The 24,930-nt window shown below is 71.1% G+C and carries 24 protein-coding genes; 8 read left to right on the forward strand and 16 right to left on the reverse strand.

The window, feature by feature from the left end:
- Nucleotides 1-2: 2 nt before the first annotated feature.
- The 4 genes from AC2YHJ_RS17340 to AC2YHJ_RS17355 are packed head-to-tail and all read right to left on the reverse strand — an operon-like array spanning nt 3 to nt 3,767.
- Nucleotides 3-773, reverse strand: coding sequence for a class I SAM-dependent methyltransferase (locus AC2YHJ_RS17340; RefSeq protein ID WP_487397343.1), 771 nt, complete (start codon nt 771-773; stop codon nt 3-5).
- On the reverse strand, nt 770-1,543 hold the full coding sequence (locus AC2YHJ_RS17345; RefSeq protein WP_487397344.1) for an ABC transporter ATP-binding protein: 774 nt from the start codon (nt 1,541-1,543) through the stop codon (nt 770-772). The genes AC2YHJ_RS17340 and AC2YHJ_RS17345 overlap by 4 nt, the downstream gene beginning before the upstream one ends.
- Nucleotides 1,540-2,610 (reverse strand): FecCD family ABC transporter permease, encoded by a 1,071-nt coding sequence (locus AC2YHJ_RS17350; RefSeq protein WP_487397345.1) that lies wholly within the window; start codon nt 2,608-2,610, stop codon nt 1,540-1,542. The genes AC2YHJ_RS17345 and AC2YHJ_RS17350 overlap by 4 nt, the downstream gene beginning before the upstream one ends.
- Nucleotides 2,607-3,767, reverse strand: a complete 1,161-nt coding sequence (locus AC2YHJ_RS17355; protein ID WP_487397346.1) for an ABC transporter substrate-binding protein — start codon at nt 3,765-3,767, stop codon at nt 2,607-2,609. The genes AC2YHJ_RS17350 and AC2YHJ_RS17355 overlap by 4 nt, the downstream gene beginning before the upstream one ends.
- A gap of 262 nt (nt 3,768-4,029) precedes the next feature.
- Between AC2YHJ_RS17355 and AC2YHJ_RS17360 the strand changes: the two genes are divergently transcribed.
- Nucleotides 4,030-5,280 (forward strand): MFS transporter, encoded by a 1,251-nt coding sequence (locus AC2YHJ_RS17360; RefSeq protein ID WP_487397347.1) that lies wholly within the window; start codon nt 4,030-4,032, stop codon nt 5,278-5,280.
- On the opposite strand, the gene AC2YHJ_RS17365 is transcribed toward AC2YHJ_RS17360, so the two are convergent.
- From AC2YHJ_RS17365 to AC2YHJ_RS17375, 3 genes are read right to left on the reverse strand one after another with little or no spacing between them, the layout of a single operon-like run.
- Nucleotides 5,281-6,273: a Bug family tripartite tricarboxylate transporter substrate binding protein gene (locus tag AC2YHJ_RS17365; RefSeq protein ID WP_487397348.1), complete on the reverse strand. Its 993-nt coding sequence runs from the start codon at nt 6,271-6,273 to the stop codon at nt 5,281-5,283.
- A gap of 41 nt (nt 6,274-6,314) precedes the next feature.
- Nucleotides 6,315-7,070: an SDR family NAD(P)-dependent oxidoreductase gene (locus AC2YHJ_RS17370; RefSeq protein ID WP_487397349.1), complete on the reverse strand. Its 756-nt coding sequence runs from the start codon at nt 7,068-7,070 to the stop codon at nt 6,315-6,317.
- A gap of 42 nt (nt 7,071-7,112) precedes the next feature.
- Nucleotides 7,113-7,523: an RrF2 family transcriptional regulator gene (locus tag AC2YHJ_RS17375; RefSeq protein WP_487397350.1), complete on the reverse strand. Its 411-nt coding sequence runs from the start codon at nt 7,521-7,523 to the stop codon at nt 7,113-7,115.
- Between the two features lie 75 nt (nt 7,524-7,598).
- Between AC2YHJ_RS17375 and AC2YHJ_RS17380 the strand changes: the two genes are divergently transcribed.
- From AC2YHJ_RS17380 to mog, 3 genes are read left to right on the forward strand one after another with little or no spacing between them, the layout of a single operon-like run.
- Nucleotides 7,599-8,066 (forward strand): group III truncated hemoglobin, encoded by a 468-nt coding sequence (locus AC2YHJ_RS17380; RefSeq protein WP_487397351.1) that lies wholly within the window; start codon nt 7,599-7,601, stop codon nt 8,064-8,066.
- Complete coding sequence (ytfE, locus tag AC2YHJ_RS17385; RefSeq protein ID WP_487397352.1) at nt 8,063-8,716, forward strand: iron-sulfur cluster repair protein YtfE; 654 nt, start codon at nt 8,063-8,065, stop codon at nt 8,714-8,716. Before AC2YHJ_RS17380 ends, ytfE begins: the two co-directional genes overlap by 4 nt.
- A 2-nt stretch (nt 8,717-8,718) precedes the next feature.
- A complete protein-coding gene (gene mog, locus AC2YHJ_RS17390; RefSeq protein ID WP_487397353.1) occupies nt 8,719-9,252 on the forward strand; it encodes a molybdopterin adenylyltransferase in 534 nt (177 codons plus the stop codon).
- Here the strand turns inward: mog and AC2YHJ_RS17395 are convergent, their stop codons facing one another.
- From AC2YHJ_RS17395 to iolG, 6 genes are all read right to left on the reverse strand, one after another.
- Entirely contained in the window at nt 9,253-10,287 is a 1,035-nt protein-coding gene (locus AC2YHJ_RS17395; protein ID WP_487397354.1) for an ABC transporter ATP-binding protein, read from the reverse strand.
- A 4-nt stretch (nt 10,288-10,291) separates the two neighbouring features.
- On the reverse strand, nt 10,292-12,466 hold the full coding sequence (locus tag AC2YHJ_RS17400) for an ABC transporter permease subunit (protein WP_487397355.1): 2,175 nt from the start codon (nt 12,464-12,466) through the stop codon (nt 10,292-10,294).
- A 6-nt stretch (nt 12,467-12,472) separates the two neighbouring features.
- Nucleotides 12,473-13,501: an ABC transporter substrate-binding protein gene (locus AC2YHJ_RS17405; protein ID WP_487397356.1), complete on the reverse strand. Its 1,029-nt coding sequence runs from the start codon at nt 13,499-13,501 to the stop codon at nt 12,473-12,475.
- 81 nt (nt 13,502-13,582) lie between these two features.
- On the reverse strand, nt 13,583-14,359 hold the full coding sequence (locus tag AC2YHJ_RS17410) for an inositol monophosphatase family protein (protein WP_487397357.1): 777 nt from the start codon (nt 14,357-14,359) through the stop codon (nt 13,583-13,585).
- Nucleotides 14,356-15,138, reverse strand: a complete 783-nt coding sequence (locus AC2YHJ_RS17415; protein ID WP_487397358.1) for an SDR family oxidoreductase — start codon at nt 15,136-15,138, stop codon at nt 14,356-14,358. Before AC2YHJ_RS17415 ends, AC2YHJ_RS17410 begins: the two co-directional genes overlap by 4 nt.
- A complete protein-coding gene (gene iolG, locus AC2YHJ_RS17420; RefSeq protein WP_487397359.1) occupies nt 15,135-16,124 on the reverse strand; it encodes an inositol 2-dehydrogenase in 990 nt (329 codons plus the stop codon). The genes AC2YHJ_RS17415 and iolG overlap by 4 nt, the downstream gene beginning before the upstream one ends.
- 82 nt (nt 16,125-16,206) lie before the next feature.
- Between iolG and iolD the strand changes: the two genes are divergently transcribed.
- The gene (gene iolD / locus AC2YHJ_RS17425; protein WP_487397360.1) at nt 16,207-18,039 is read left to right on the forward strand and encodes a 3D-(3,5/4)-trihydroxycyclohexane-1,2-dione acylhydrolase (decyclizing); all 1,833 of its coding nucleotides are present in this window, start codon (nt 16,207-16,209) and stop codon (nt 18,037-18,039) included.
- Between the two features lies 1 nt (nt 18,040).
- Nucleotides 18,041-18,928: a myo-inosose-2 dehydratase gene (gene iolE, locus AC2YHJ_RS17430; RefSeq protein WP_487397361.1), complete on the forward strand. Its 888-nt coding sequence runs from the start codon at nt 18,041-18,043 to the stop codon at nt 18,926-18,928.
- A gap of 7 nt (nt 18,929-18,935) precedes the next feature.
- Here iolE and AC2YHJ_RS17435 read toward each other — a convergent pair whose 3' ends face one another.
- From AC2YHJ_RS17435 to AC2YHJ_RS17445, 3 genes are all read right to left on the reverse strand, one after another.
- A complete protein-coding gene (locus AC2YHJ_RS17435; protein WP_487397362.1) occupies nt 18,936-20,180 on the reverse strand; it encodes an MFS transporter in 1,245 nt (414 codons plus the stop codon).
- Nucleotides 20,181-20,274: 94 nt separating this feature from the next.
- A complete protein-coding gene (locus tag AC2YHJ_RS17440) occupies nt 20,275-21,027 on the reverse strand; it encodes an SDR family NAD(P)-dependent oxidoreductase (protein WP_487397363.1) in 753 nt (250 codons plus the stop codon).
- An 87-nt stretch (nt 21,028-21,114) separates the two neighbouring features.
- Complete coding sequence (locus AC2YHJ_RS17445; protein ID WP_487397364.1) at nt 21,115-22,398, reverse strand: NAD(P)/FAD-dependent oxidoreductase; 1,284 nt, start codon at nt 22,396-22,398, stop codon at nt 21,115-21,117.
- Nucleotides 22,399-22,673: 275 nt separating this feature from the next.
- Between AC2YHJ_RS17445 and AC2YHJ_RS17450 the strand changes: the two genes are divergently transcribed.
- Together AC2YHJ_RS17450 and AC2YHJ_RS17455 are read left to right on the forward strand one after the other, a co-directional pair.
- Complete coding sequence (locus AC2YHJ_RS17450) at nt 22,674-24,224, forward strand: sensor histidine kinase (RefSeq protein WP_487397365.1); 1,551 nt, start codon at nt 22,674-22,676, stop codon at nt 24,222-24,224.
- Nucleotides 24,221-24,835 (forward strand): response regulator transcription factor, encoded by a 615-nt coding sequence (locus AC2YHJ_RS17455; RefSeq protein ID WP_487397366.1) that lies wholly within the window; start codon nt 24,221-24,223, stop codon nt 24,833-24,835. Before AC2YHJ_RS17450 ends, AC2YHJ_RS17455 begins: the two co-directional genes overlap by 4 nt.
- The last annotated feature ends 95 nt before the right edge of the window (nt 24,836-24,930 follow it).

Here is a 24,930-nt window from a genome sequence, read left to right on the forward strand (position 1 = left end):
CTTCAGCCTGCTTCGGGCTTGCGCACCGACACCGCGAAGCGCGTCGGCGCCAGCAGGCGCAGCCGCTCCGCCAACGACGCCCCATGCAGCCCGCGCAGGTAGATCCCGCTCACCCCATGCGGCCGGGGATCGGCGAAGCCCGCGCGCAGCAGGTCCTCGATCAGCCGGTCCCGCGTCAGCCCGTCATGGTAGGGCACGCGCGACAGGATCTGCCGATGCACCGCGCCATCGGCCGCCGCCGACGCCGTGCCGCCCAGCGCCGCGGCGATCCGCCGCAGCAGCCTCGCGCGCAGCCCTTCCCGCACCCAGTCACCATCCACCACCAGCAGCCGCGCGCCGGGTTTCAGCACGCGGAACCAGGCCGCGAAGGCTGACGCTGGCTCCGTCAGCGTCCACACCAGGTGTCGCGTGATAGCACCGTCGAAGGTGGCATCGGCCAGGCCGGCCAGCGTCTCGGCATCGGCGAGCCGCCCCCGCCAAAGCTGCCCCGCGAGCTTCGCCCGCGCCCGCCCGAGCATGGCCTCGGAGAAATCCACGCCCGTCACCTGCGCGCCGAGGCCGAGCAGCGCGCGGCTCACCTCCCCCGTGCCGCAGGCGAGGTCGAGCACCGTGCGCCCGGCCAGTGGCCCGAGCCCCGCCCCAATCAGCCGCTGCCAGGCCGCCATGTCCGCATCGTCGATCCGGTGCCCGGGCGCTGCGTCAAACCCTGCCGCGCGGCCGGACCAGTAGTCGCGGATCTCCTCCTTGAGGTCGAAATTGCCCGTCGCGCTCATGGCAGTGCCGCATCGATCATCAGCGTGCCGCGTCGGGAGGTCTCCGCGACGAGGTCCACGCCATAGGTGCGCCCGCAGACCGGATCGGAGAAGACCTCGGCCGGCGAGCCATCCGCGACCACCGTGCCCTGCCCCATCAGCAGCACGCGATCGGCATGCCGTGCCGCGAGCGACAAATCGTGCAGCGCCACCACCGCGACATGGCCATCGGCCAGCGCAACCGACCGCAGCAGAGCCAGCGCCTCCAACTGGTGGCGCAGGTCGAGCGCGCTGGTCGGCTCATCCAACAGCAGCACCGGCGCCGGCTGCACCAGGCCCTGCGCCAGCGCCACCAATTGCTGCTGCCCGCCGCTCAGGTCGCAGATCAGCCGATGCGCCAGATGCTCGATGCGCGTGCGGGCGAGGATCGCTTCGACCCGCCCCGCGACCGCCGTCCCGCCGCCGTCGGCCCCAGCTGTCCGTGCGGCGACCAGCACGGCGTCGAACACGGTCAGCCGGGCCGCGGCGGCATAGACCTGCGGCACATAGCGGACGAGGCGTGTGCGCTCGGCAAGGCGCATGCCCTCGATCGGCTTGCCATCCAACAGGATACGCCCGGCCGTCGGGCGCTTCAGCCCGGCGATGCTGCGCAGCAAGGTCGATTTGCCGGAGGCGTTCGGCCCCAGCAGGGCGGTGACGGTCCCGGGCAGCAGCGCCGGCACGGTGACGTCGCGCAGCACGGCACGGCGGCCATAGGCGACGGACAGGTCCTCGATGGCGAGCTTCGTCATCGCGCGGGGCTCCGGCGCGTCATCACCAGCGACAGGAAGAAGGGCACGCCGACCAGCGCGGTGATGATGCCGATCGGGTAGATGATGCCCGGCGACAGTGCCTTCGACACGATCGAGGTCGCCGAGAGCATCGCCGCCCCCGACAGCATCGACAGCGGCGCGAACCAGCGCTGGTCCTCGCCGACCAGCAGCCGCGCGACATGCGGCCCGACCAGCCCGACGAAGCCCACCACGCCGACGAAGGACACCGCGGTGGCCGACAGCAGCGCCACGATCACCAGCACCTCCAGCCGCAGCCGCCGCGGATCGACGCCGAGGCTCGCCGCGCGATCGTCGCCGAAGCGCATCGCCGTCAGCGCCCAGCGGCGACGCCACAGCAGCAGCGCGGCAATGCCGAGCACGCCGGCGGCGATGCCGATCTTCTCGAGGCTCGCGCGCTGCAGCGATCCCATCATCCAGAAGACGATCTGCACGAGCTGCGTTTCCGACGCGCGGTATTGCAGCAGCGCGAGCAGCGCGTTGAAGGTGAACATCAGCGCGATGCCGAACAGGATCATCGTCTCGGACGTCGCACCGCGCGCCAGGGTGAAAACATGCACCAGCATCGCGGCGCCGAAGGCGAAGGCGAAGGCGTTCACCGTCACGAGCGTCGGCCCCGCCGTGGGCAGCACTGACATCCCCGTCACGATCGCGACCGACGCGCCGACGCCCGCCGCGGAGGACAGCCCGAGCGTGAAGGGATCGGCCAGCGGATTGTCGAGGATGGTCTGCATCTCCGCCCCCGCCAGGCCGAGCATGCCGCCCACCACGACAGCGAGCAGCGCGACCGGCAGGCGGATGTCCCACACGATGACGGCGAGGCGCGCCGAGGCGGCCTCGGGATGCAGCAGCGCGCCGAAGATGTCGCCATAGGACAGCGCGCCCGGGCCGGTGCCGAGATCCACCATGAACAGCAGCGCGACGGCGACCACGCCCGCGACGAGCAGCGCGCTCCGCCGCAGCGCGATCCGGCCCGCCCCGCGGCTTGCCTCGCCGGCCGCGGGCATGGCAGGCGAGGCGGCACTCATGCGAGTTGGGCCCAGAACACGCCGGACAGCGGGATCGGCGAGAAACGTTCGTGATAGACGCGCCAGGTCGCGTCCGGATCAAGCCCTTCGAAGGTCTGCGGATAGAGCCACTTCGCGAAGACCTGCAGCGCCACGAGATGCGCTGGCGACGTGTAGAACTGGTGGTAGATCGAATAGAAGCGCTTCGACTTCACGGCGCGCAGCGACGGCCAACCCGGCCGTTCGGCCAGGGCGCGGATCGCCGCCTGAACGCGCTCGGGCGTCGCTTCGTAGCCGAAGGGCACGCCGCGCGATCCCTGCACACTCTCCGACCAGTCCGCGCCGGTGCCGATGATCACCTCGGGGTCGTCAGTGAAGATCGTCTCGGGATTCACCGTGCCGCCCAGGCCCGGGAAGCGCCCTGCACCCCAGTTGATGCCACCGGCCTCCTGCAGGGTCACGCCGAGATTGGCATTGCCGAAGGTCTGGCAGCAGCTGTTGGGATCGTAGCCCGCCGCGCGTTCCATGAGCACGGTGGTGCGGCGGTTGGGCGGCAGGTTCCACACGCGGGAGGAGACGCGCCGCGTCTCGCGCAGGAAGTAGTCGTTGAAGGCGCGTGCCTCGGCATCGAGGCCCATCAGCCGGCCAAGCACCTCGATGCTCGGCGTCGTGTTCTGCGACGGCTGCTCCCGGAAATCGACCACGGCCGTCGCGATGCCGGCGCGGGCGAGCTTGTCGTAGGTGTTCGTCGCCTCCATGCGCTGATGCGCGGACAGCGGGAACAGCACCAGGTCGGGGTCGAGCGCGATCGCCTGCTCGGTGCTGAAATCGGCATTCACCGCGTTGGAGAAGCGCGGCAGACGCTCCGCCTGCGGGAAGGCTGCGCGGTATTTCCGCCAGGTGCCGGGATCGTAGAGGATCATGTCGTCGGCCCAGCCGGCGATGCGCTCGAAGGGCGCGCGCGGCACCAGGGTGCTGAAGCCATACATCAGCCGCCCCTCGCCCAGGATCACCTTCCGCGCCGGGGCGCGCAGCGTCACGGTGCGGCCGGCGAGGTCCGTCACGGTGATGGCATCCGCGCCGCGCGAGGGCCGCGGCAGGGCAAGAAGGCCCGTCGCGACAAGGCCGGACAGGAGCATGCGCCGCCGGGACGGCAGGGCGCTGGGCTGCGACGACATGCGAGGACCTCTCGAGCGGGCGACTTCAGTTCCGACGCTATATTGCAAGCGAGTCGCAGTATCAATCGCAGTTGGCGCATGATTCGGCATGCAGCCGGGAGGGTGGCCGGCGCTTTCCTGGCCGGGCGGACGGGTTTCCGCATGACGCGGTCATGGCAAGCCGGCCCCCTTCGCGTCCCGTTGCACCACGCGCATAGTGCCCCCGGCAGCGGCAACAAGCCGCGCCGAGGGGGAAATCGTCCATGGCTGCCGGGTTCGCCGGGTGACCACCGTTCCGCGCGGCTCCGCGCTGGCGCCGTTCCGCCTGCGCTCCTTCCGCTTCCAATGGCCGGCCGATCTCGCCACATCCTGGGCCTTCGAGATGGAGACCCTGATCCTCTCCTGGTTCGTGCTGGCCGCCACCGGTTCGGTTGTCTGGCTGACGGCCTTCGCGGCGCTGCAATTCGTCGGCACGCTGATCTCCCCGGTCTATGGCGTGATGGGCGACCGGATCGGCCATCGCCGGCTGCTGATCATGATGCGCGTGTCCTATGCGGTGCTGGCGGGCGTGCTGGCGGCGCTGGCGCTGACCGGGACGCTGACCATCGTCGCGGTCTTCGCGGTGGCCTTCGTCTCCGGCCTGGTGCGGCCATCCGACTACGGCATGCGCAACGCGCTGATCGGGGCGACCATGCCCGCGCCCTGGCTGATGGGCGCGCTCGGCGTCGAGCGCAGCAGCGCCGATGCGGCGCGCGTCATCGGCGCGCTGACCGGGGCGGCGCTGGTGGCCTGGATCGGCATCGGCCTCGCCTATGTCGCGGTGTGCGGCTTCTACCTGCTCAGCGTGCTGCTGATGTTCGGCGTCGACGAATCACGACCCAATGGCGGCGCGCGGTCCGTCCGCGCGGTTTGGGAGGAACTCGGCGAAGGCATCGCCCATGTGCGGGCGACACCGCCGCTGCTGGCAGCGATGTGGCTCGCCTTCCTTGCCAACGCACTCGCCTATCCGCTGACGGGCGGGTTGCTCGCCTATGTGGCGCACGACATCTACGACATCGGGCGGACGGGGCTCGGTTCTCTGGTGGCCTGCTTCGCGGCCGGGGCGCTCGCCGGGTCCGTCATCCTCAGCGCGCGCGGCGGGCACATGCATCCGGCGCGCACCATGCTGGCCGGCGCCCTGCTGTGGTTCGCGCTGCTGCTGGTCTTCGCCGTGGTGCGCAGCCCCGCGACGGGCATGGTGCTGCTGGCCGTCGCAGGCTTCGTGCAATCCTTCTGCATGGTGCCGATGGCGGTGGTGATCCTGCGCGTCGCGCAGGACCGCATGCGCGGGCGGGTGATGGGGCTGCGGATGCTCGCGGTCTATGGGTTGCCGCTCGGGTTGCTCGCCTCCGGGCCGCTGATCGCCTGGTTCGGCTTCGCGGCGACAGGGCTGGCCTATGCCGGGCTGGCGATCGCCTGCACGGGCGCGATCATGCTGCGCTGGCGGGCGTATCTGCTGCCGCTTGATGCCCCCGCCAATGCGCTGCAGCGTTGATCATTCGGCCACGAGGTTGAGCCGCCGGATCAGCGGCGACCAGCGTTCGCCATCGCGCTTCGCACGTTCCGCGAAGACCTCCGGCGGATGCGGGTCGGCCGGGTCGGCACCGACGCGGGCATAGGCGGCGCGCACCTCCGGGTCGCGCAGCGCGGCCTGCAGCGCCTCGTTCAGCCGCGCCACGATCGCCGGCGGCGTGCGCGACGGCACGGCGAGGCCGAAATAGGTCGAGGCCTCGAATCCCGGTATCATCTCCGCCACCGTGCCGACGCCGGGCCATTCGGGGCGCGGCAGCGGCGTGGTGACGGCGATCGGCCGCACGCTGGTCACGGAACGCAACGGCTCGCCTTCCGGCAGGCCAAGGCAGCGCGCGTGCACGCGCCCGGCCATCAGATCGGTCATCGCATTGGTCGTCTGGCGATACGGCACATGCACCATGTCGAGGTTCAGGCGCGAGCCGATATCCTCCATGATGATGTGGGTGATCGCACCGACACCGGCCGAGGCGTAGTTGAACTTGCCCGGGTTGGCGCGGATCCAGGCGACCACCTCGGCGAAGTTCGCACCTGGGATGGAGTTGTGCACGATCAGCAGGTTGGAGGTGGTGCAGAACATGCCCACCCCGGTGAAATCGCGCGCCGCATCATAGCCGACCGAGCGATACATCAGCGCGTTCAGCCCGCTGTTGGTGCCCATGGTGGCGACCAGCATGGTGTAGCCATCTGGCGCGGCGCGGGCGACCGCCTCCGCCGCCGTGTTGCCGGCGCCGCCGGGGCGGTTGTCGGCGACGACAGGCTGCCCGAGCCGCTGGGACATCGCCTCGGCCGTGACGCGGGAGACGATGTCGGTCTGTCCGCCGCCGCCATAGGGCACCACCAGGCGGATCGGCCTGTCGGGGTAACCCTGCTGCGCGAGCGCAGGCGCTGCGAGCAGCGCGCCTGCCGCACCGAGCATGACGTCGCGGCGCGATGCGCCGCTGCCTTCCTTGGCCATGGCTTCCTCCTGATCGTTGAGGGAAGCCTAGGGCAGAGCATTCAGGTCAGGAAGGCGCCGCCATTCACATGGATGGTCTGGCCGGTGATGTAGCCGCCCTCCGGCCCCGACAGCAGGCGCACCACATCGGCGATCTCCTGCACGCTCGCCTTGCGGCGCTGCGGGATGGAATCGTCGCGGCCGAGGGCGTTCGGCATGGCGCCGGCGCTCGCACCGCGCGTCGTGTCCACCGCGCCGGGGGCGACGCAGTTCGCGCGGATGCCCTGCGGGCCGAACTCCACGGCGAGGGCGCGAATCAGTCCTTCCAGCCCCGACTTCGACGCCGAGACATGCGCGCGGTTCGGCGTGCCGACATGCGTCGAGATGCCCGACAGCGCGATCACCGACCCGCCGCCGCGCGCGATCATCTGCGGCAGGAAGGCGCGGGAGAGGATGAAGGCGCCGTCAAGCGCGACCGACAGGATCTCCCGCCACTCCGCCAGCGACATGTCGAGAAAGGCGGTCTGCCGCCGCAGCCCGGCATTGCAGACCAGGATATCGACGCCGCCCGCTTGCCGCGCAACCTCGGCAGCCATCCCGGCAACCGCGGCTTCATCCGACACATCGGCCAGCGATGCGATGGCCTTGCCGCCGGCAGCGGTGATCTCTGCCGCCACTGCCTCAATCGCAGCGGCGTCGGACCGCCCATTCACCACCACCGTCGCGCCATCCCGCGCCAGCGTCAGCGCGATGGCGCGCCCGATATTCTTCCCCGCGCCCGTCACCAGCGCGACCTTGCCTGCGAGTGCTGCGGCCATGCGTTCCTCCTGATCCGACAGGCGCGATAGCACGCGCCACGGTCAGGCGGCAGGGACGGCCAGGCAATCCGCAAGCGTCGCCGCGTCCAGCGTCGCGAGGAATGACTCCCGCGCCCGCCACAGCACGCCGCGCAGTCGGCAATCAGGCGACAGGCAGCAGGCGCCGCCATCGGGGCGGAAGCATTCGACCAGCGCCTGGCCGGTTTCGAAGCGGCGCACCACGTCACCGAGGCGGATCGTCTCCGCCGCCATCGCCAGTTCCACGCCGCCGCCCGCGCCGCGCCAGGTGCGCACCAGCCCGGCCTCGGCAAGGTCCTGGATGATCTTGTGGACGTGGTTGCGCGGCACGCCGACCGACTGCGCGAGATCCTCGGCGCTGCGGCGGCGCGCCGGTTCCGCGCCGAGGCGCATCAGCACGCGCAGCGCGACATCGGTGGCGGCGAGAAGGCGCACTTGGGTGGCTCCGCTGAATTGGTATTGACGATACCACAATACGCGAGATAGGTAATTGGCATTGGAGATACCACATTGCAGCCCTCCCCGCCCATCCCCGAAGGCCCCGAGCGCCGCGCCGCCCTGACCGCCGAGATCATGGCGCGCACCAGCCTCGACCCGGGCGGCATCGAGCGCTTCCTGCGCGCCTTCTACGGCGCCGCGCGCACCGATGCGCTGCTCGGTCCCGCCTTTGATGGCGTGGCAAATTGGGAGGCGCATATCGCCACCATCGCGCGCTTCTGGTCCTCGGTCGCGCTGATGACCGGCGGGTATCACGGCCAGCCGATGCAGGCACACGCGCATCTCAAGCTGACGCCGGCGCATTTCGCCCGTTGGCTCGCGCTGTTCGAGGAGATCGCGCGCGCGCATTTCACCGCCGAAGGTGCGACGCACATGATCGAGCGTGCGCAGCGCATCGCCCGCAGCCTGGAGATGGGCCTGATCCCTTTCAAGCTGCCGCCCACCGCGCGCGCGAGCGCGCTTCAAGGAGCCCTGTCATGAGCGCCAGCTTCGCAGACCGCAACATCGGCGAGATCGCCGCCACGCTGCCCGGCGCGACCGCGATCTTCCGCCGCCACAAGCTCGATTTCTGCTGCGGCGGCGGCGTGCCACTGGCCGAGGCCGCGGCGAAGCGCGCCGCGCCGCTCAGTGAGATCGAGGCGGATCTTGCGGCCCTCACGCCGTCCGACGCTGCCCTGCCACAATCCACCGCCGCGTTGGTCGATCTGATCGAGCAACGCTACCACGCGACGCATCGCCGCGAATTGCCGGAGCTGATCAGCCTCGCACGACGCGTCGAGCGTGTGCATGCCGGAAACCCGGATGTGCCGGCCGGACTCGCCGACCTGCTGACCACCATGGCCGAGGAGCTCGGCGACCACATGGCGAAGGAGGAGAACGTCCTGTTCCCCATGATGCGCCGCGGCGGCCATCCGATGATCGCCCAGCCCATCGCCATGATGCGCGACGAGCATGACGACCATGGCGAGCATCTGGAGACGATGGACCGCCTGACCCATGGCGGCGTGCCGCCTGAAGGTGCCTGCAACACCTGGCGCGCGCTCTATGCCGGCACGCGCAAATTCGCCGAGGACCTGGTCGAGCACGTCCACATCGAGAACAACATCCTGTTCCCGCGCTTCGTCGGCTGACCATGACAGCGGCCGCGATCGGCATCCTCACGATCTCGGACCGCGCGAGCCGCGGGGAATATGAGGACAAGGGCGGGCCGGCCATCACGGCCGAGCTCGCCCGCATCCTCGCTTCACCCTGGCACGCGGTGCCGCGCCTGGTGCCGGACGAGCAGCCCTTGATCGAGGAGGCGCTGCGCGACCTCGCCGACCGGCAGGGCTGCTGCCTGGTGGTGACGACCGGCGGCACCGGCCCTGCTCCGCGCGACGTGACGCCCGAGGCGACCGAAGCGGTCTGCGAGCGCATGCTGCCGGGCTTCGGGGAGTTGATGCGCGCGGTATCGCTGATGGCCGTGCCGACGGCGATCCTATCGCGACAGACGGCGGGCACGCGCGGGTCCTGCCTGATCGTCAACCTGCCGGGCAAGCCCTCGGCCATCGCGGAATGCCTCAGTGCGGTCTTCCCGGCGATCCCCTATTGCATCGACCTGATCGGCGGGCCGCGGCTGGAGACCAACCCGGACATCTGCCGCGCCTTCCGCCCGGCAGGCGCCTGATCAGCCGCGCAGCGGGATCACGCGCTCCATGCCGCAGGTGACGGCAGCACCCTCCGCCCAGGCCGGCGCTGCGGCGGGGGTGACGACGAACAGCATCCCGGCGGCGGTGTCGATCTCGTATTCGCGGGTCTGGCCAAGGAAGGCGGCGCGCTGCACGCGGCCGGGCAGCCCGGCCTCGCCGGCTGCGGCCAGGCGGATCGATTCCGGCCTGACGGCAAGCGTGGCCGCGCCGGGCGGATGGTCGCGCATCACCGTCTCCAGCACCACGCCGCCCACCGAGATGCGGCCTGGGCCGAGTACCTCGCCTTCCAGCACATTCGCCTCCCCCATGAAGTCGGCTATGAAGGCGTCGGCGGGGTCCTCGTAGAGTTCGGTCGGCGTACCCTTCTGCGCGATGCGCCCGTCACGCATCACCACCACCAGGTCCGAGACCGCCAGCGCCTCCTGCTGGTCATGCGTGACATAGACAACCGACAGGCCGAGCCGCTTCTGCAGGTCGCGGATATCCTCCCGCACCCGGCGGCGCAGCCGGGCGTCCAGGTTGGACAGCGGCTCATCGAACAGCAGCACCTGCGGGCGCAGCACCAGCGCGCGCGCCACCGCGACGCGCTGCTGCTGCCCACCGGAGAGTTCCGCCGGCAGCCGCGCCCCGAGCCCTTCAAGGCCGAGCGTCTTCAGCATGGCATTTGCCTCGGTCTCCGCCGCTTGGCGCCGCGCGCCGTTCACGACAAGGCCGTAGGAGACGTTCTCCAGCACGTTCATGTGCGGGAACAGCGCATAGGACTGGAACACCATCGCGATGCGGCGTTCCGCGGCGGCGAGACGCGTGACGTCGCGCCCTTCGATTTCGATGCGTCCCTCGGTCGGCAGTTCGAGGCCCGCCACCAGCCGCAGCGTCGTCGTCTTGCCGCAGCCCGATGGGCCGAGCAGCGTCACCAACGCACCCTGCGGCAGGTCGAAGGAGATGTCGTCCACCGCCCGCACCAGGCCAAAGGCCTTGGTGACATCGGTGAAGCGGATCGCCGCGTCGGTCATTGCATCAAGCCCCTGCCCGCATCGGTGTGGCGGGCACCGGCGTCGCCGCGCGGCGCCCGATCTGCGCGCGCCCGACGATCTTCTCGATGCCCAGCACCACGCCCAGCATCACCACGATCAGCACGGTGGAATAGGCGATGGCGAGGGCCATCTCGCCCGCTTCCACCCGTCCGACGATATAGACCGTGGCGAGGTTGTGTCGCGCCGACACCAGGAAGATCACCGCCGAGACGGCCGTCATCGCATGCACGAAGCTGAAGGCGAGTGCCGCGACGATCGCCGGCCGCAGCAGCGGCAGCACCACGCGGCGCAGCGTCTGCAAGGCACCGCCGCCCATCGTCGCCGATGCCTCGTCGAGCGACTTGTCGATCTGCGCCAGGGCCGCGATGCCGCCGCGCACGCCGACCGGCAGATTGCGGAAGACGAAGCAGATGATGAGGATCAGCGCCGTCCCCGTCAGTTCCACCGGTGGCTCGTTGAAGGCCATGATGTAGGACACGCCGACCACGGTCCCCGGAATGGCGAAGGACAGCATGGTCATGAATTCCAGCGTCCGACGCCCCGGAAAGGCCTGACGCGCCAGCAGCCAGGCGAGCAGGATGCCGAGCCCGGCGGTGAGCGGCGCCGAGATCGCCGCGACCTCGATGGTGGTGAACAGGCTGTCCCAGGCGGAACCGCGGAAGGCCGGGCCGTCCAGCCATTCCACCTCGAACCCCGTAAGGAAGTGCCGCCAGGTGAAGGACATGTCGCCGCGCCCGATGTCGCGCACGAAGCCGCCGACCAGGATGATGCCATAGACTGCGACGGTGAAGGCCATCCATGGCCACGCCAGCGCCCCGCAGGCGAGCTTCAGCCCGCGCGGCAGCGGCGCCGGCACGCCGGAATCGCCCTTGCCCGTCACCGTCGTGTAGCGCCGCCGCCCGAGCCACAACGCTTGCAGTGCGAAGGCCCCGAAGGTCAGCGCCAGCAGCAGCAGCGCAAGCGCGGCTGCCCGCCCCGGATCGTGCCGCGCACCCGCGATGGCGAAGAAGATGCGTGTGGACAGCACGTCGAAATCGCCGCCCAGCACCAGCGGATTGCCGAAATCGGCGAGGCTCTCGACGAAGGCGAGCAGCAGGCACGCCGCAACCGCCGGGCGCAGCAGCGGCCAAGTTACAGTGCGGAAGACGGTGAAGCGCCGCGCGCCCATGGTGGACGCGGCTTCCTCCAGCGACGGGCCGATCGCCCGCACCGCACCTTCCAACAGCACGAAGGCAATCGGCGCCTGGGCCAGCACCTGCGCCAGCAGCACGCCTGGCAGGCCATAGATCCAGCGGCTGCGCGGAATGCCGAACCACTCCCACAGCGCCGTCGTCACCAGCCCGGTGCGGCCGAACAGCACGATCAGCGCAAGCGAGACCACGAAGGGTGGCGTGATCAGCGGCAGGATCGTCATCGCCCGGAAGGCCGGCTGAGCCCGCACGTTGCCGCGCGCGGCGAGCAGCGCGAAGGCGAGGCCGAGCAGCGTCGAGATCACCGCGGTCAGGCAGGCCAGCGCGAGCGTGTTCCACACCACGCCGCAGCCCTGGTGGGAGGTGATGCAGGCCGTGCTCCAGGCCTCCGGCGCCGACAGCCGCTGCGCCAGCGCGCCGGGCGAGAAATGCCCGTCCTCCATCACCGCCGCGGTGAGGATTGTCGCCAGCGGCAGGAAGACGAACAACAGCAGCAGCCCCGCGCTGCCCGTCACCAGGAAGGCGATGAAGGCATCGCCGCCGAAACGCCCCTGCGCCGCCAGCCCCGCTGACAGCAAGCCCACGGCGCCGGCGAGGAACAACGCCCCGCCCCAGCCAAGCGCGGCCTGCGGCGCGATGGCGCCGAACAGCGGCAACTCGCCGCCGCGCAGTCCGATCGCGTAGCCCTGGATGAAGACCAACGCGACGGCCGCCGCGCCACACCACGCCAGCAGCCGCGCCGAAACGCGCCCGGCCAGCAACGCCGGCGCAGGTACGAGCGCCAGCAGAACGGCGGGCCACAACCACCATCGGTCGCCGCCGAACAGCAGCGCGACCAGCGGCGCCGCCACACCCGACGGCCAGACGGCAAGGTCCGCGGTTCCGTTCTCCAGCCCGTGCCAGGGTGCGAGCAGCACCCCGGCGAGGATGGCGAGGAGCGCGGCGCGCCCGAGCGTCAGCGCCCCCATCGCGGGTCAGCGCGCGCCGGCGCGCACCTCGCGTTCCCAGCGCTGCAGCAGGCGGGTGCGTTCCTCGCTGCTGCCCCAGCGGGCGAAGTCGTAGTCGATCAGGCGCACATCCTCGAAGCGCGGCGCCTGCGGCGGGATCGGTGCGTTGCGGTTGGACGGCAGCTGGAAGGAATTGGCCTGGGCGCCGATCGCCTGCGCCTCCGCACTCAGGGCCCAGTCGTAGAAGCGGCGCGCATTGTCCATGTTCCGCGCGCCGCGGATGATGGACATGGAGCCGATCTCGTAGCCCGTGCCCTCGCAGGGAGCGACGATCTCGACGGGCGCGCCGCCGACCTTCTGCGTCACCGCATCATGGAGGAAGGTGATGCCGACCAGCGTCTCCCCGGTCGCCGCAGCACGTGCTGGTGCGGCGCCGGACCGCGTGTACTGGTTCACGTTGCGATGCAGTGCGCGGAGATAGGCAAAGGCCGGTTCCTCCCCCATCAGCTGCACCAGCGTCGCGAGCATGGTGTAGGAGGTGCCGGAGGTATTGGGATCGGCCACCTGCACCTCCCCGCGGAATTCCGTCTTGGCGAGGTCTGCCCAGCAGCGTGGTGCCGCGATGCGGCGCCGGGCGAGTTCCGGCGCGTTGTAGGAATACCCCAGCGCGCCGGCATAGATGCCGACGGTGCGGAACTGCGCCTGCTCCGCCTGTCGCACCGCCCATGGCTGCAATTCCGCGAGGCGCGGGGAACGATACTCGGCGAGCAGGTTCTCCTGCGCCGCCTGCATGTGCGGGTCGCCCGTGCCGCCCCACCAGACGTCGCCGCGCGGGTTGGATGCCTCGGCGCGCACCTGCGTCATGGTCTCGCCGGAGGATTTGCGCGTCATCGCCACGCGCACGCCCGTGGCGCGCTCGAAGGCCGCCATCATCGGGCGGCACCATTCCTCCTGAACCGAGCAGTACACTGTCAGGTTGCCCTGCGCCTGCGCCGCCCCCGGCAGCAGGGCGGAGAATGCGACGGCAGCGAGGATGAGCGAGCGGCGAATCGCCATGACGTCTGGACCTCCCACGGCCGGGCTTGCTGCCGCGGTCCGGTTGTGTGCCAGCGATTACGCCCTGTCCCCGCGCCGCGTTCAAGCCTTGAGGAGGGCGGCGAGCGTCGAGCCCAGCGCCGGCGCGCCGACGCCGATGGGGTTGCCCGAGGCCAGCCAGTCACCGCTGTCGAAATCATTCGTCCAGCAGCCGGCTTCCCGCGCGATCACGATGGCCGCCGTCGCATCCCAGGAATTGATGTGCAGTTCGAGGTAGGCGTCGAGCCGTCCGGCCGCGCTGTCCACCAGCCCGAGCGCACCCGACCCGCCGGAGCGCAGCCCGGCGCCCAGCGCCGTGACCCCGGCGGCCAGGCGATGGAAATCCCCGATCGGCCGGCGCAGCGACCAGCCGCATTCGATGATGGCGCGGCCGATATCCGTGGTCGGCGCGGCGCGCATCCGACTGCCGTTCAGCGTCGCGCCCTGCCCTTCGGCGGCGGCGAAGATCTCGGCGGGCGCATGGCGGGCAATGGCACCGGCCACGGCGCGGCCGTTCATCACCAACCCGATCGAGACGCACCAGCGATCCCCACCGCGCGAGAAATTGGAGGTGCCGTCGATCGGGTCGAGCACCCAGAGCGGGCCGGTGCCATCCACCGTGCCGCCCATCTCCTCGCCGAGGATCGCCTCGCCCGGGAAATCCTGTTCCAGCTTGGCGCGGATGAAGCGCTCGGTGGCGCCATCGGCCTCGGTGATGAAATCCTGCGCGCCCTTCAGGCTGGCGACGCCACCGCCTTCCGCGCGCAGCCGCGCGGCCAGCGCGGCCGCGTCGATGGCGATGGCGGCGGCCGCGTCGCGGCGGCGGGCAAGGTCGTTCATCCGTAGGCTCCCATCACATTCTGGTCGAAGTCGATCAGCGCGCCGGTCATCATCACCGCGGCATCCGACAGCAGGTAGACCGCAAGCCCGGCCACGTCGCGTGGTTCGATCAGCCGGCCGAAGGGCTGGCCGGGTGCTGCGCGGTCGAGCCAGTCCGGCGGATTGCCGTCGCGCGCCTGGATGGCGTGCTCGCCCGGCGTATCGGCCCAACCAAGATTGATCCCGTTCACCCGGATGCGGTCGGCGCGCAGCCCATGCGCGGTGTTCTTGGTCAGCGTCGCCAGCGCGCCCTTCGACGCCGCATAGGCGGTCAGGAACGGCTGGCCGCCATGGCTCGACATGGTGATGACGTTGACGATGGCGCCGGGCCGGCCGAGCGCCTTCAGCCGCCGCGCGACGGCCTGGGTCAGGATGAAGGGCGCGCGGGCATTCACCGCGAACAGCCGGTCCCAGAGCTCGACCGGCGTATCCGTGATGGTGCCGCGATCCGTCAGCCCTGCCGCGTTCACCAGCGCATCGACTGGGCCGAGGGCGGCTTCCGCCTGGTCGACGATTCGCACCGTCGCAGCGGCATCGGCAAGGTCCGCTGCGATGAAGCGGGCGGGCACGCCGAGCGAGTCCGCGACCCGTGCTCCGCGCTCGGCGTTGCGCCCGGTGATGCAGATGCCCGCAGCACCCGCCTCGGCCGCGGCGCGGGCGATGCCTTCCCCGATGCCCTGGGTGCCGCCGGTGACCAGCACCACGCGGCCCGCCAGCGAGACCGTCGGCAGCGCGGTCATGCCACGCGCACCGGGCGGTTCTCGCGCAGCGATTGCAGCGCCGCCTCGGCGAGGACCAAGGCCTGCCGCCCATCCTGCGGGCCGACCGGCATGGGCGCGCCCTTCGCCACCGCGTCGATGAAGGCGGCCAGTTCGATGCGGTAGGCCTCGGCATAGCGTTCGAGGAAGAAATGCAGCGGCTTCTCGCTGCTGACCGATTGCGCATCGGCCTGCTCGACAGTCGTCGCCACGCGGTTGCCAGCCATCAGCCGCCCGAGGCTGCCATGCACCTCGACGCGCTGGTCGTAGCCGTAGGAAGCCCGGCGGGAATTGTTGATATGCGCCATGCGGCCCGAGGCAGTACGCAGCAGCACCATGCAGGAATCGATGTCGCCCACCGCGGCCACCGCCGGATCGACCAGGGCGGCGCCATAGGCGAAAACCTCGACCGGTTCCTCCCCCAGCATCCAGCGCGCCATGTCGAAATCGTGGATGGTCATGTCGCGGAACTGCCCGCCGGAGACCTTCAGGTATTCGACCGGCGGCAGGCCAGGGTCGCGGCTGGTGATGATCACCTGCTCCACCTCCCCGACCGCGCCGGTGCGGATGCGGCGGTGCAACTCCGCGAAACTCGGATCGAAGCGCCGGTTGAAGCCGACCAGCATCGGCACGCCGGCCGCCTTCACCGCGGCGAGCGCCTGGTCCACCCGCGCCAGCGACAGGTCGATCGGCTTCTCGCAGAAGATCGCCTTGCCGGCCTTGGCGGCGGCGATCACCAGGTCCGCATGGGTGTCGGTGGACGACGCGATGATGACCGCGCCCACCTTGGGATCCCGCAGCGCCATCACCGGATCGGAGGCCTCGGCGCCATGCCGGGCGGCGAGGGAGGCGGCGGCCGCCTCATGCACGTCGACCACATGGGCCAGGCGCGCCCGGCCGCTGGCAGCCAGGTTGGCGGCGTGGATGGCCCCGATCCGGCCGGCACCGAATTGCGCGAAGGTGAGCATGGCGTTTCCTCGAGGGCCCGCTTGTGGCCCCCACCATCCATCCGTAACACTGCTGCGCCGTCAAATCCTCGGGGGAAACGTCATGGCGACCATCCGCCTCACCGCGGCCGAGGCGACTGTCCGATTCCTGGCGGCGCAGGAGACGGAGATCGACGGCAGGCGCTTGCCCCTGTTCGGCGGCGTCTTCGCCATCTTCGGCCACGGCAACGTGGCGGGACTCGGCCCGGCCTTGCAGGCGGCGGGCAAGCGCCTGCCGACCTTCCGCGCGCATAATGAGCAGGCGATGGCCCATGCCGCGGTCGCCTATGCCAAGGCGCATGCGCGGCGGCGGATGATGGCCTGCACCAGTTCGGTCGGGCCGGGTGCCACCAACATGGTCACGGCCGCGGCGGTCGCGCATGTGAACCGGCTGCCGGTGCTGTTCCTGCCCGGCGACGTCTTCGCCGACCGGCGGCCCGACCCGGTGTTGCAGCAGGTCGAGGATTTCGGCGATCCGACGATCAGCGCCAATGACTGCTTCCGTCCGGTCTCGCGCTTCTTCGACCGGATCACTCGGCCGGAGCAATTGCTCGCGAGCCTGCCCACCGCGCTGCGCGTGCTGACCGACCCGACGGAATGCGGCCCAGCGACCATCGCCTTCCCGCAGGATGTGCAGGCGGAGGCGATCGACTGGCCGGAGGACTTCTTCCGCCCCCGCCTGCACCGGCCGCGCGCCCCGGAACCCGACACGCGCGACCTTGCCGATGCCGCGGAGGCGATCGGCCGCGCGAAACGCCCGCTGATCATCGCCGGCGGTGGGGTGAAGTACGCCGGCGCGGAAGCGGCCCTGGCGCGTTTCGCTGAGGCGCATGGCATCCCCGTCGCCGAGACCCAGGCCGGCAAGGGGTCCCTGCCCTGGGACCACGCACGCAACACCGGCGCGATCGGCGTGACCGGCTCGGCGGCAGCGAATGAGCTGGCGGCCAAGGCGGATCTGGTGCTCGCGATCGGCACGCGCCTGCAAGACTTCACCACCGGATCGCGCGCGCTGTTCGGGCAGGCGCGGCTGATCGGGCTGAACGTCGCGGGCTTCGATGCCGCGAAGCACGACGCGCTGCCGCTGGTCGCGGATGCCGGGCGCGGGCTGGCCGCGCTGGACGCTGCCTTGGAAGGCTGGACGGCGCCCGAAGCCTGGACACGGCGTGCCAGCACCGCCACCGCGCGCTGGAACGACGCGGTCGATCGCATCACCGCAGCACCCAAGGCCGGCGCGCTGCCGACGGACGCGCAGGTGCTCGGCGCGGTGAACCGCGCCATGCCGCGCGACGGCGTGGTGGTCTGCGCCGCGGGCGGATTGCCGGGGGAATTGCACAAGCTGTGGCGCGCGACGGATGCGGCGTCCTACCACCTCGAATACGGTTTCTCCTGCATGGGCTACGAGATCGCGGGCGGCCTCGGCGCCAAGCTCGCCGTGCCGAAGCGGGAGGTCGTGGTGCTGGTCGGCGACGGCTCCTACCTGATGATGAACAGCGAGATCGCGACCTCGGTGGCGCTGGGGGCGAAGCTGACCATCGTGCTGCTCGACAACCGCGGCTTCGGCTGCATCAACCGGCTGCAGCGCGGCACTGGCGGTGCGCCTTTCAACAACCTGCTGGCGGATGCCGCGCCGCCGGTCGATTTCGCTGCGCATGCCGCAAGCCTTGGCGCCGATGCCGTCGCGGTGGCGGGCATCGCGGGGTTGGAAGCCGCCCTGCCCGGCGCCCTGCGTGCGAAGCGCACCACCGTGCTGGTGGTGGCGACCGACCCGCAGACCTCCACGGCCGAAGGCGGCGCCTGGTGGGATGTGCCGGTCACCGCCGCCCCGCGCGATGACGCCCAAAAGCGTGCCCGCGCTGAATACGAGACGAACCGCGCGCGCCAGCACCTCGGAGCCTGACATGTCCATCCGCCTCGCCATCAATCCGCTGACCTGGACCAACGACGACATGCCCGAGCTCGGCGCGGAGACGCCGCTCGAAACCTGCCTGTCGGAAGCGAAGCAGGCCGGTTTCGCTGGTGTGGAACTCGGCAACAAGTTCCCGCGCGACGCCGCGACGCTGGGGCCGATCCTGGCACGCCACGGGCTGGCGTTGGCCTCGGGCTGGTATGGCTCGCGGCTGCTGGAACGCGACGTGGATGCGGAGATGGCGGCGGCCGAACCGCACCTCGCTTTGTTGCAGGCGATGGGCTGCACCGCCTGCGTCTTCGCCGAGGTCTCGCGTGCCATCCATGGCGAGCGCACCACACCGTTGTCGCACCGCCCGGTGCTGTCGGATGCCGATTGGGCGGTGCTGGCGCCGCGCATGGATGAGATGGCACGGCGCATGGAAGCGCGCGGCCTGCGCCTCGCCTACCACCACCACATGGGCACGGTGATCCAGGCCGAGGCCGAGATCGACCGGCTGATGGCGCAGACGCGGGACGTGGCGCTGCTGCTCGACACCGGGCACCTGACCTATGCCGGCGGCGACCCGGTCCGCGCGGCGCATCGCCACGCCGCGCGCATCGCCCATGTGCATTGCAAGGATGTGCGCGCGGTGGCGATGGCGGATGCGCTCCGGCGCGACCTCCCATTCCTGGTCGCGGTGCTGGAGGGCGTCTTCACCGTCCCCGGCGACGGCGCGGTGGATTTCGCCGCCGTGTTCGGCGCGCTGGCGAAGGGCGGCTATGCCGGCTGGCTGGTGGTCGAGGCAGAGCAGGACCCGGCCAAGGCGCATCCCCTCACCTATGCCCGCATGGGCCATGACCACGCCGCCGCGCTGGCGGCGCGGGCCTTCGCACGATAGCCCCGGTTCAGGCGGCGACCACCGCCTGCCGCCGGTCCTGCGCCCAGAGCCAGGCAACGGCGGCCAGCGCCACCGCCAGCAGCACCAGCGAGAACCAGTTCAGCGGGAACCACCCGAGCCGTTCCTGCAGGAAGCCGGCGAGGAAGGACGCGCTCGCCGTCGTGCCGAAGACCAGGAAGTCGTTCATGGCCTGCACCTTACCGCGTTCATTAGGGCGGTAGCAGGTGGTGACCAGCGTGGTCGCGCCGACGAACAGGAAGTTCCACCCGATGCCGTTCAGCGTCAGGGCGATGCGGAAGTTCCACGCGTCGACGCCGCCGAGCCCCGCCGTGACACCGACCACGAACAGCGCGATGCCGCAGAGCATCACCGGGGTGGTGCCGTAGCGCGTGATCAGGTGGCCGGTAAAGAAAGCCGGCAGGAACATCCCCATGACGTGCATGAAGATGACCCAATGCGCCTCGGTATGCGGAAGCCCGCAGGCGACGATGGCGAGCGGCGATGCGCTCATCAGGAAGGACATGACGCCGAAGGCGACCATGCCTGCGATCACCGCGGCGATGAAGCGCGGCTGCGCAGCGATGCGCAACAGCGGGCGCGGCGGCGCAGGGGCGACCGGCGCGGCGCCGCCCACGCCGGGCGTCCCAAGCGGCACCGTGGGGAAACGGATGAAGGACACGACCACGAAGACAATCGCATGCACGACGAACATGGTCGCGTAGGTGGCGAGGTAGACCGGCATCATCTGGTCGTGGGTCAGCCGCACCAGGCCCGGCCCGATCACGCTGGCGGCCACGCCACCTGCCGTCACCCAGGAGATCGCCTTGGCGCGCCAGGCGCCGGGCACCAGTTCGACAGCCGCGAAGCGGTACTGGTGCAGGCACGCGACCGAATAGCCCAGGATCAGCCCGCCCAGGCACATGATCCAGAAGCTCGCAAGGTACAATCCGGTGCCGATCACCGTCGCGCCCGCCATGCCGAAGCTCGACCCCAGGCGGAAGCCGAGCCGCCTGCCACGCCGCTGCATCAGGATCGCCGCGGGAAACACCGAGAGCATGACGCCGAGGTGCTGCAGCGTGACCGGCAACGTGGCGAGATCGCGGTTCGGGTAGAAGGTGACGATCGACAGCGCGGTGGCCGCGAACATCATCGTATTGCAGGCCTGCCCCAGCGCCTGGCAGGTGGCGAGGAGGAAGAGATTGGCCTTGCTGCGCCCATCCAGGCGCTGAATCGTCTGTCCGGGCGCGGTCATGGAGAAACATCTCGCCCAGGGCGGCGGAACGGGAAAGGCCCGCCCGGCCCGGGTCTGGCATGCGCCGGGCGGGGGGCGGTGGTCGCCGCCGCCTTCAATGGAAGACGCGGCCGGCGTCGATGACCACGGTCTGGCCCGTCATCGTGCCGGTCCGGCACATGGTCACGACCAAGTCCGCGCAATCGTCCTTGTCCGCCGGCACGCCCAGCAGGGCGGTGGCGGCGGCACGCTCGACCTGCTCGGGTCGCAGATTGGCGGTGGCACGTGTCCCTTCGAGCAGGCCCGGGGCGACGCAGTTCACCAGCACCTCCGGCGCCAGCGCGACGGCCATGCAACGCGTCAGGTGGATCAGCCCGGCCTTGGACACGGCATAGGCGATGGACGACCCGGTGGGCGTCAACCCCGCGACCGAGGCGATGTTCACGATCCGACCCCGCCCCTGCGCTTTCATCACCGGCGCGACCGCCTTGGTCAGACGCATCGGGCCGGTCAGGTTCACGGCCATGATCTTCTCCCAGACATCCTCGGTCAGGGAATCGAGGTCGGGAAACGGGATCGCCTTGTTGAAGGCGGCATCGTTCACGAGGATGTCGAGCCGGCCGAAGCGGGTCGTGACATCGGCCACCAGCCGGCCGACAGCGCCAGCGTCGGTGATGTCGCAGGCGAAGGCCGCGGCCTGCACGCCATGGGTCGAGGCCAGGTCACGGGCGACCGTCTCGGCCTGGTCGCGGCTCGCGGCATACATGACGGCGATGTTCGCACCTTCGCGCGCTAGGGCGTGACAGATGCGCTGCCCAAGCCCGCCATTGCCGCCCGTCACCAGGGCGACGGCGCCTTTGAGTTCCATGCGTTTCCTCCTGCGCGCGGCGCGCCTGGCGCGGCGTTGCGGGCGGCAGCCTGCGTCGGAAGGCGCGGGCGGGCAAGCCGGCGGCCGCTACAGCCCGAAGCGGTCGCGGATGCGCCCTTTCATCACTTTCGCCATCACGCCCAGGCGCCAGAAGCCGTGGAAGGCGATGGGGCGGATCGGCGTGACCGGCATGGCGATGTCGCGCGCCGGCGTGCCGGTGGCGAGCCTCGCGATCTCCCCACCCATCGCCGTGGACAGCGCCACGCCGCGGCCATTGTAGCCGAGGCAGGCATAGAGGCCCGGCGCGGCCTCATGGATATGCGGGTAGTGGTCCTTGGTCATGGCGAGCTGGCCGTTCCAGCCATGTGTCCATGCCGCGCCGCGCAGACGCGGCCAGAGGCGTTCGGCATAACGGATCAGGTACTGCACCGGGCCATGGTCGCCGATCGGCCGCTGCGGCCCACGCCCGCCGATCAGCAACCGGCCAGCCTGATCGACGCGCAGATAGACCGTGATGTGGCCGCTTTCGTAGAGCGAGCCGCGATGCGGCATGATGCCGGCGACGATATCGGGCGCCAGCGGCGCGGTCGCGGCGATCGAGCTGAACACCGGCACCACGGATCGCCGCAGCCCCGGCCAGAGATCGTCCGTGTAGCCATTGGTGCCGAGCACGACCTTGTCGGCCCGTACGGTGCCGGTCGGCGTCGTCGCGCGCCAGGTGCCGGCATCCCGTGCCAGCCCCGTGATGCGCGTGCCACCATGAATGACCGCCCCGGCGCGCTGCGCCGCGCCGGCCAGGCCGCGCGCATAGTCGAGCGGCTGCACGTCACCGCCGCTCGCATCCAGCATGATGGCGAGATAGCGGTCATGCCCCGTTGCCTCCCGCGCCGCATCGCCTTCCAGCAGCGTCACCGGCATTTCGCGCCGCATGCCTTGTTCGGCGGACCGCCTGACGCCATCCGCGTGGCGCGGCTGGTAGGCAGCGCGGAGCGTGCCGCCCTGGCGCGCGTCGCATTCGATCTGCCAACGGCGGATCAGGCCGAAGGTCGTCTCCGGCGCACCCCAGGCAAAGCGCACCATGCGGCCGCCGAGATCGGGGCCGAAATCGCGCTCCACCTCATCCGGGTCGGGCTTCAGGCCGGGATTCACCTGGCCGCCATTGCGGCCGGAGGCACCCCAGCCCGGCTCCGCAGCCTCGAGCACGATCACCCGCGCACCGGCCTCGGCGAGATGCAGCGCGGTGGACAGGCCGGTGAAGCCGGCACCGATCACCAGAACATCGGCCTGGGCATCGCCGTCGAGCGGAGGCGTGATCGGCGCGGGGCGCGCGGTGGCGGCGTAGAGGCTCGGCGGCAGGGGTGGTGCGGTCATGCATCGGTCCGTCGGCAGGATGGCCGCGCCCGTGCATGGCCGCGACCATGCCGGCGGCGCCGGAGGGCTGATCCTGCGGCCCTTCGGGGCCGGTGGCCAGCCAGCCACCGCACAGCCCGCGCCCCCCGATGCCATTGGGACGTCGCCTCGATCCATCCTATAGCGGCGATCAGGGAGGGGTCGCGAACCATGAATGCCGTGCGTATTGCCCTGCTGCGGACCCTACGCCCCAATTCGCCAGGCCGAGGGCGCCAGCAGACGAGAGGTTCGGTTCGATGACGGCAGGCGCGCCCGCCGCGGTGCTGCTCTGGGCACTGGCGACGCTCGGCTTCGCAGCCGGCGCTACCGCGCTGCGCCATACCGAGGCCGAAACCCGGTTGCAGGAGGAAGGGCGCGACCTGCAACGCCTGCTCGCGCAGCGCGCCGACCAGCATGATGCGCATCTGACCGCCATCTCCGCCCTGGCCGCCGGCCTGCCCGGCACGGCCGAGGCCCTGCGGCAGGTCGCGGACGGCATCCTGCGCTTCTATCCGCGCATCCTCGCCGTGGATGCCGTCGCGCTGCCACCGGGCCAGGCGCCCGCGCTTGCCTTCACCACGCGCGAGGACTGCGCGCCGGACGGCGCCTGCGCCGCGGACGCCGTCCGAGCAGCGGCTGTCGCCACCGACGCCATGCCCGTGCCATTGCCCCAGGGGCCAGGGCGCTACCTGCTCGCCAAACGGGTTGGCGAAGGGCTCGCGACGCGCGCCCTGGCCGTCGAGATCGACGCCGCGCGGCTGCTGGAAGCCGAAGCCGCGACGGGCGAGGCTGCATCGGGCGCAAGCCTGTCGCTTACCCTGCCGGACGGCACGCCGCTGCTCGCGCGCAGGGGTGACCCGCCGGGCCAGCCACTCGCCGTCACCCTCGCCTTCGCCGCGCCCATCGGCAGCGCCAGCCAGCCCATGCTGCTGCGCCTCGAACGCCGGCCGTCGCTGCTGGCGCTCGTGCCCTGGGGGCTGGTCGCGGGTTTCGGCGCGGCGGCGGCGGTGGTCGCGGCGCTTGGCCTTGGTCTGGCGCGGTCCCGCAGGGCGGCGCGGGAAGCGCGCGGCCGCGCCGAGCTCGGCGAGCAGGCGGCGCGCCTCGCCCATGCCGGGCGCGTCAATGCGCTGGGGGAGATGGCGTCGGGCATCGCGCATGAACTCACCCAGCCGCTGACCGCGCTGCTCAGCCAGAGCCAGGCGGCGCTGCACCTCGCGCGCCGCGGGGCCGCGGGCGATGCCGCGACCCTGCTTGGCGCGCTGGAGGCCAATGTCGCGCAGGCGCGCCGCGCCGGTGACATCCTCGCGCGACTGCGCGACTGGGCGGCGAACGACCTGCCACCGCCGCGCCCCATCAAGATCAATGCCATCCTGCGCGGCGTCGCGGCGCTGAACGCGCGCGACATGCAGGCGCGCGGCGTCGAGGTCGCGCTGGACCTGCCCGAACCTTCCCCCATCGCCCTGGTCGAACCGGTGCAGGCGGAACAGGTGGTGCACAACCTTCTTCGCAACGCTGCTGATGCGATGGAGGAGAATCCTGCCGGCGTGCCGCGCCGCGTCGGCCTCGCCGCCCGGCCCTTGCCCGGCGGCGGCGCCGAGATCGCGGTCGAGGACACCGGCCCGGGCCTGCCGCCGGCGATCCGTGATCGCCTCTTCGAGACCTTCTTCACCACCAAGCCGGGCGGCATGGGCCTCGGCCTGCCGCTCTGCCGAACGCTCGTCGAGCGCATGGGTGGCAGCATCGAGGCGGCCGCCGCGCCGGGCGGCGGCGCGCGCTTCGTGGTGCGGCTCGCGGGCGCGCCAGCATGACGCAGCCGGTGGTGCATCTGGTGGATGACGACGCGGCGGTGCGCGGCGCGCTGGCGCTGCTGCTGCGCACCGTCGGCATGACGGTGGAGGAACACGCCGATCCGGGCGCCTTCCTCGCCCGCCTGCCCAGCGCGCCACCGGGCTGCCTGGTGCTGGACCTGCGGATGCCGGTGATGTCCGGGCTGCAGTTGCAGGAACGGCTGCTCGCGCAGGGCTGCGACTGGCCGGTCATCCTGCTCACCGGCCATGGCGGGTTGGAGGCCTGCCGCCGCGCCTTCAAGGCCGGCGCGGTGGATTTCCTGACCAAGCCGGTGGATGAGGAGGCGCTGATCGAAGCGGTGCGCGCCGCCTTCACGCGGCTCGACACCACCCGCGCGCGTGACGCCGAGCGGGCCGAGGCGCGCACGCTGCTCGCCCGGCTGACGGCGCGCGAGGCGGAGATCCTGCACCTGGTCGGCCTCGGCCATGCGACGAAGGAGATCGCGCGCGCGCTCGACCTTTCGCCGCGCACGGTGGAGACGCATCGGGCGAACATCGCCGCCAAGCTCGGCACTGCCTCGGTGGCGGAGATGGCGCGGCTGGTGCTGCTCGGCGGGCAGGCGCCTCCGTAGCGCTACGGAGGATGGCCCGTGGCGGTCGCGATACCGCGCGCCGGGGCGCTTCGGCATGGTCCGGCCCGGCGCGGCAGCCTTGCCGCAGCAATGGA

The sequence above is a fragment of the Roseomonas sp. SRI_022 genome (genome assembly GCF_057586215.1).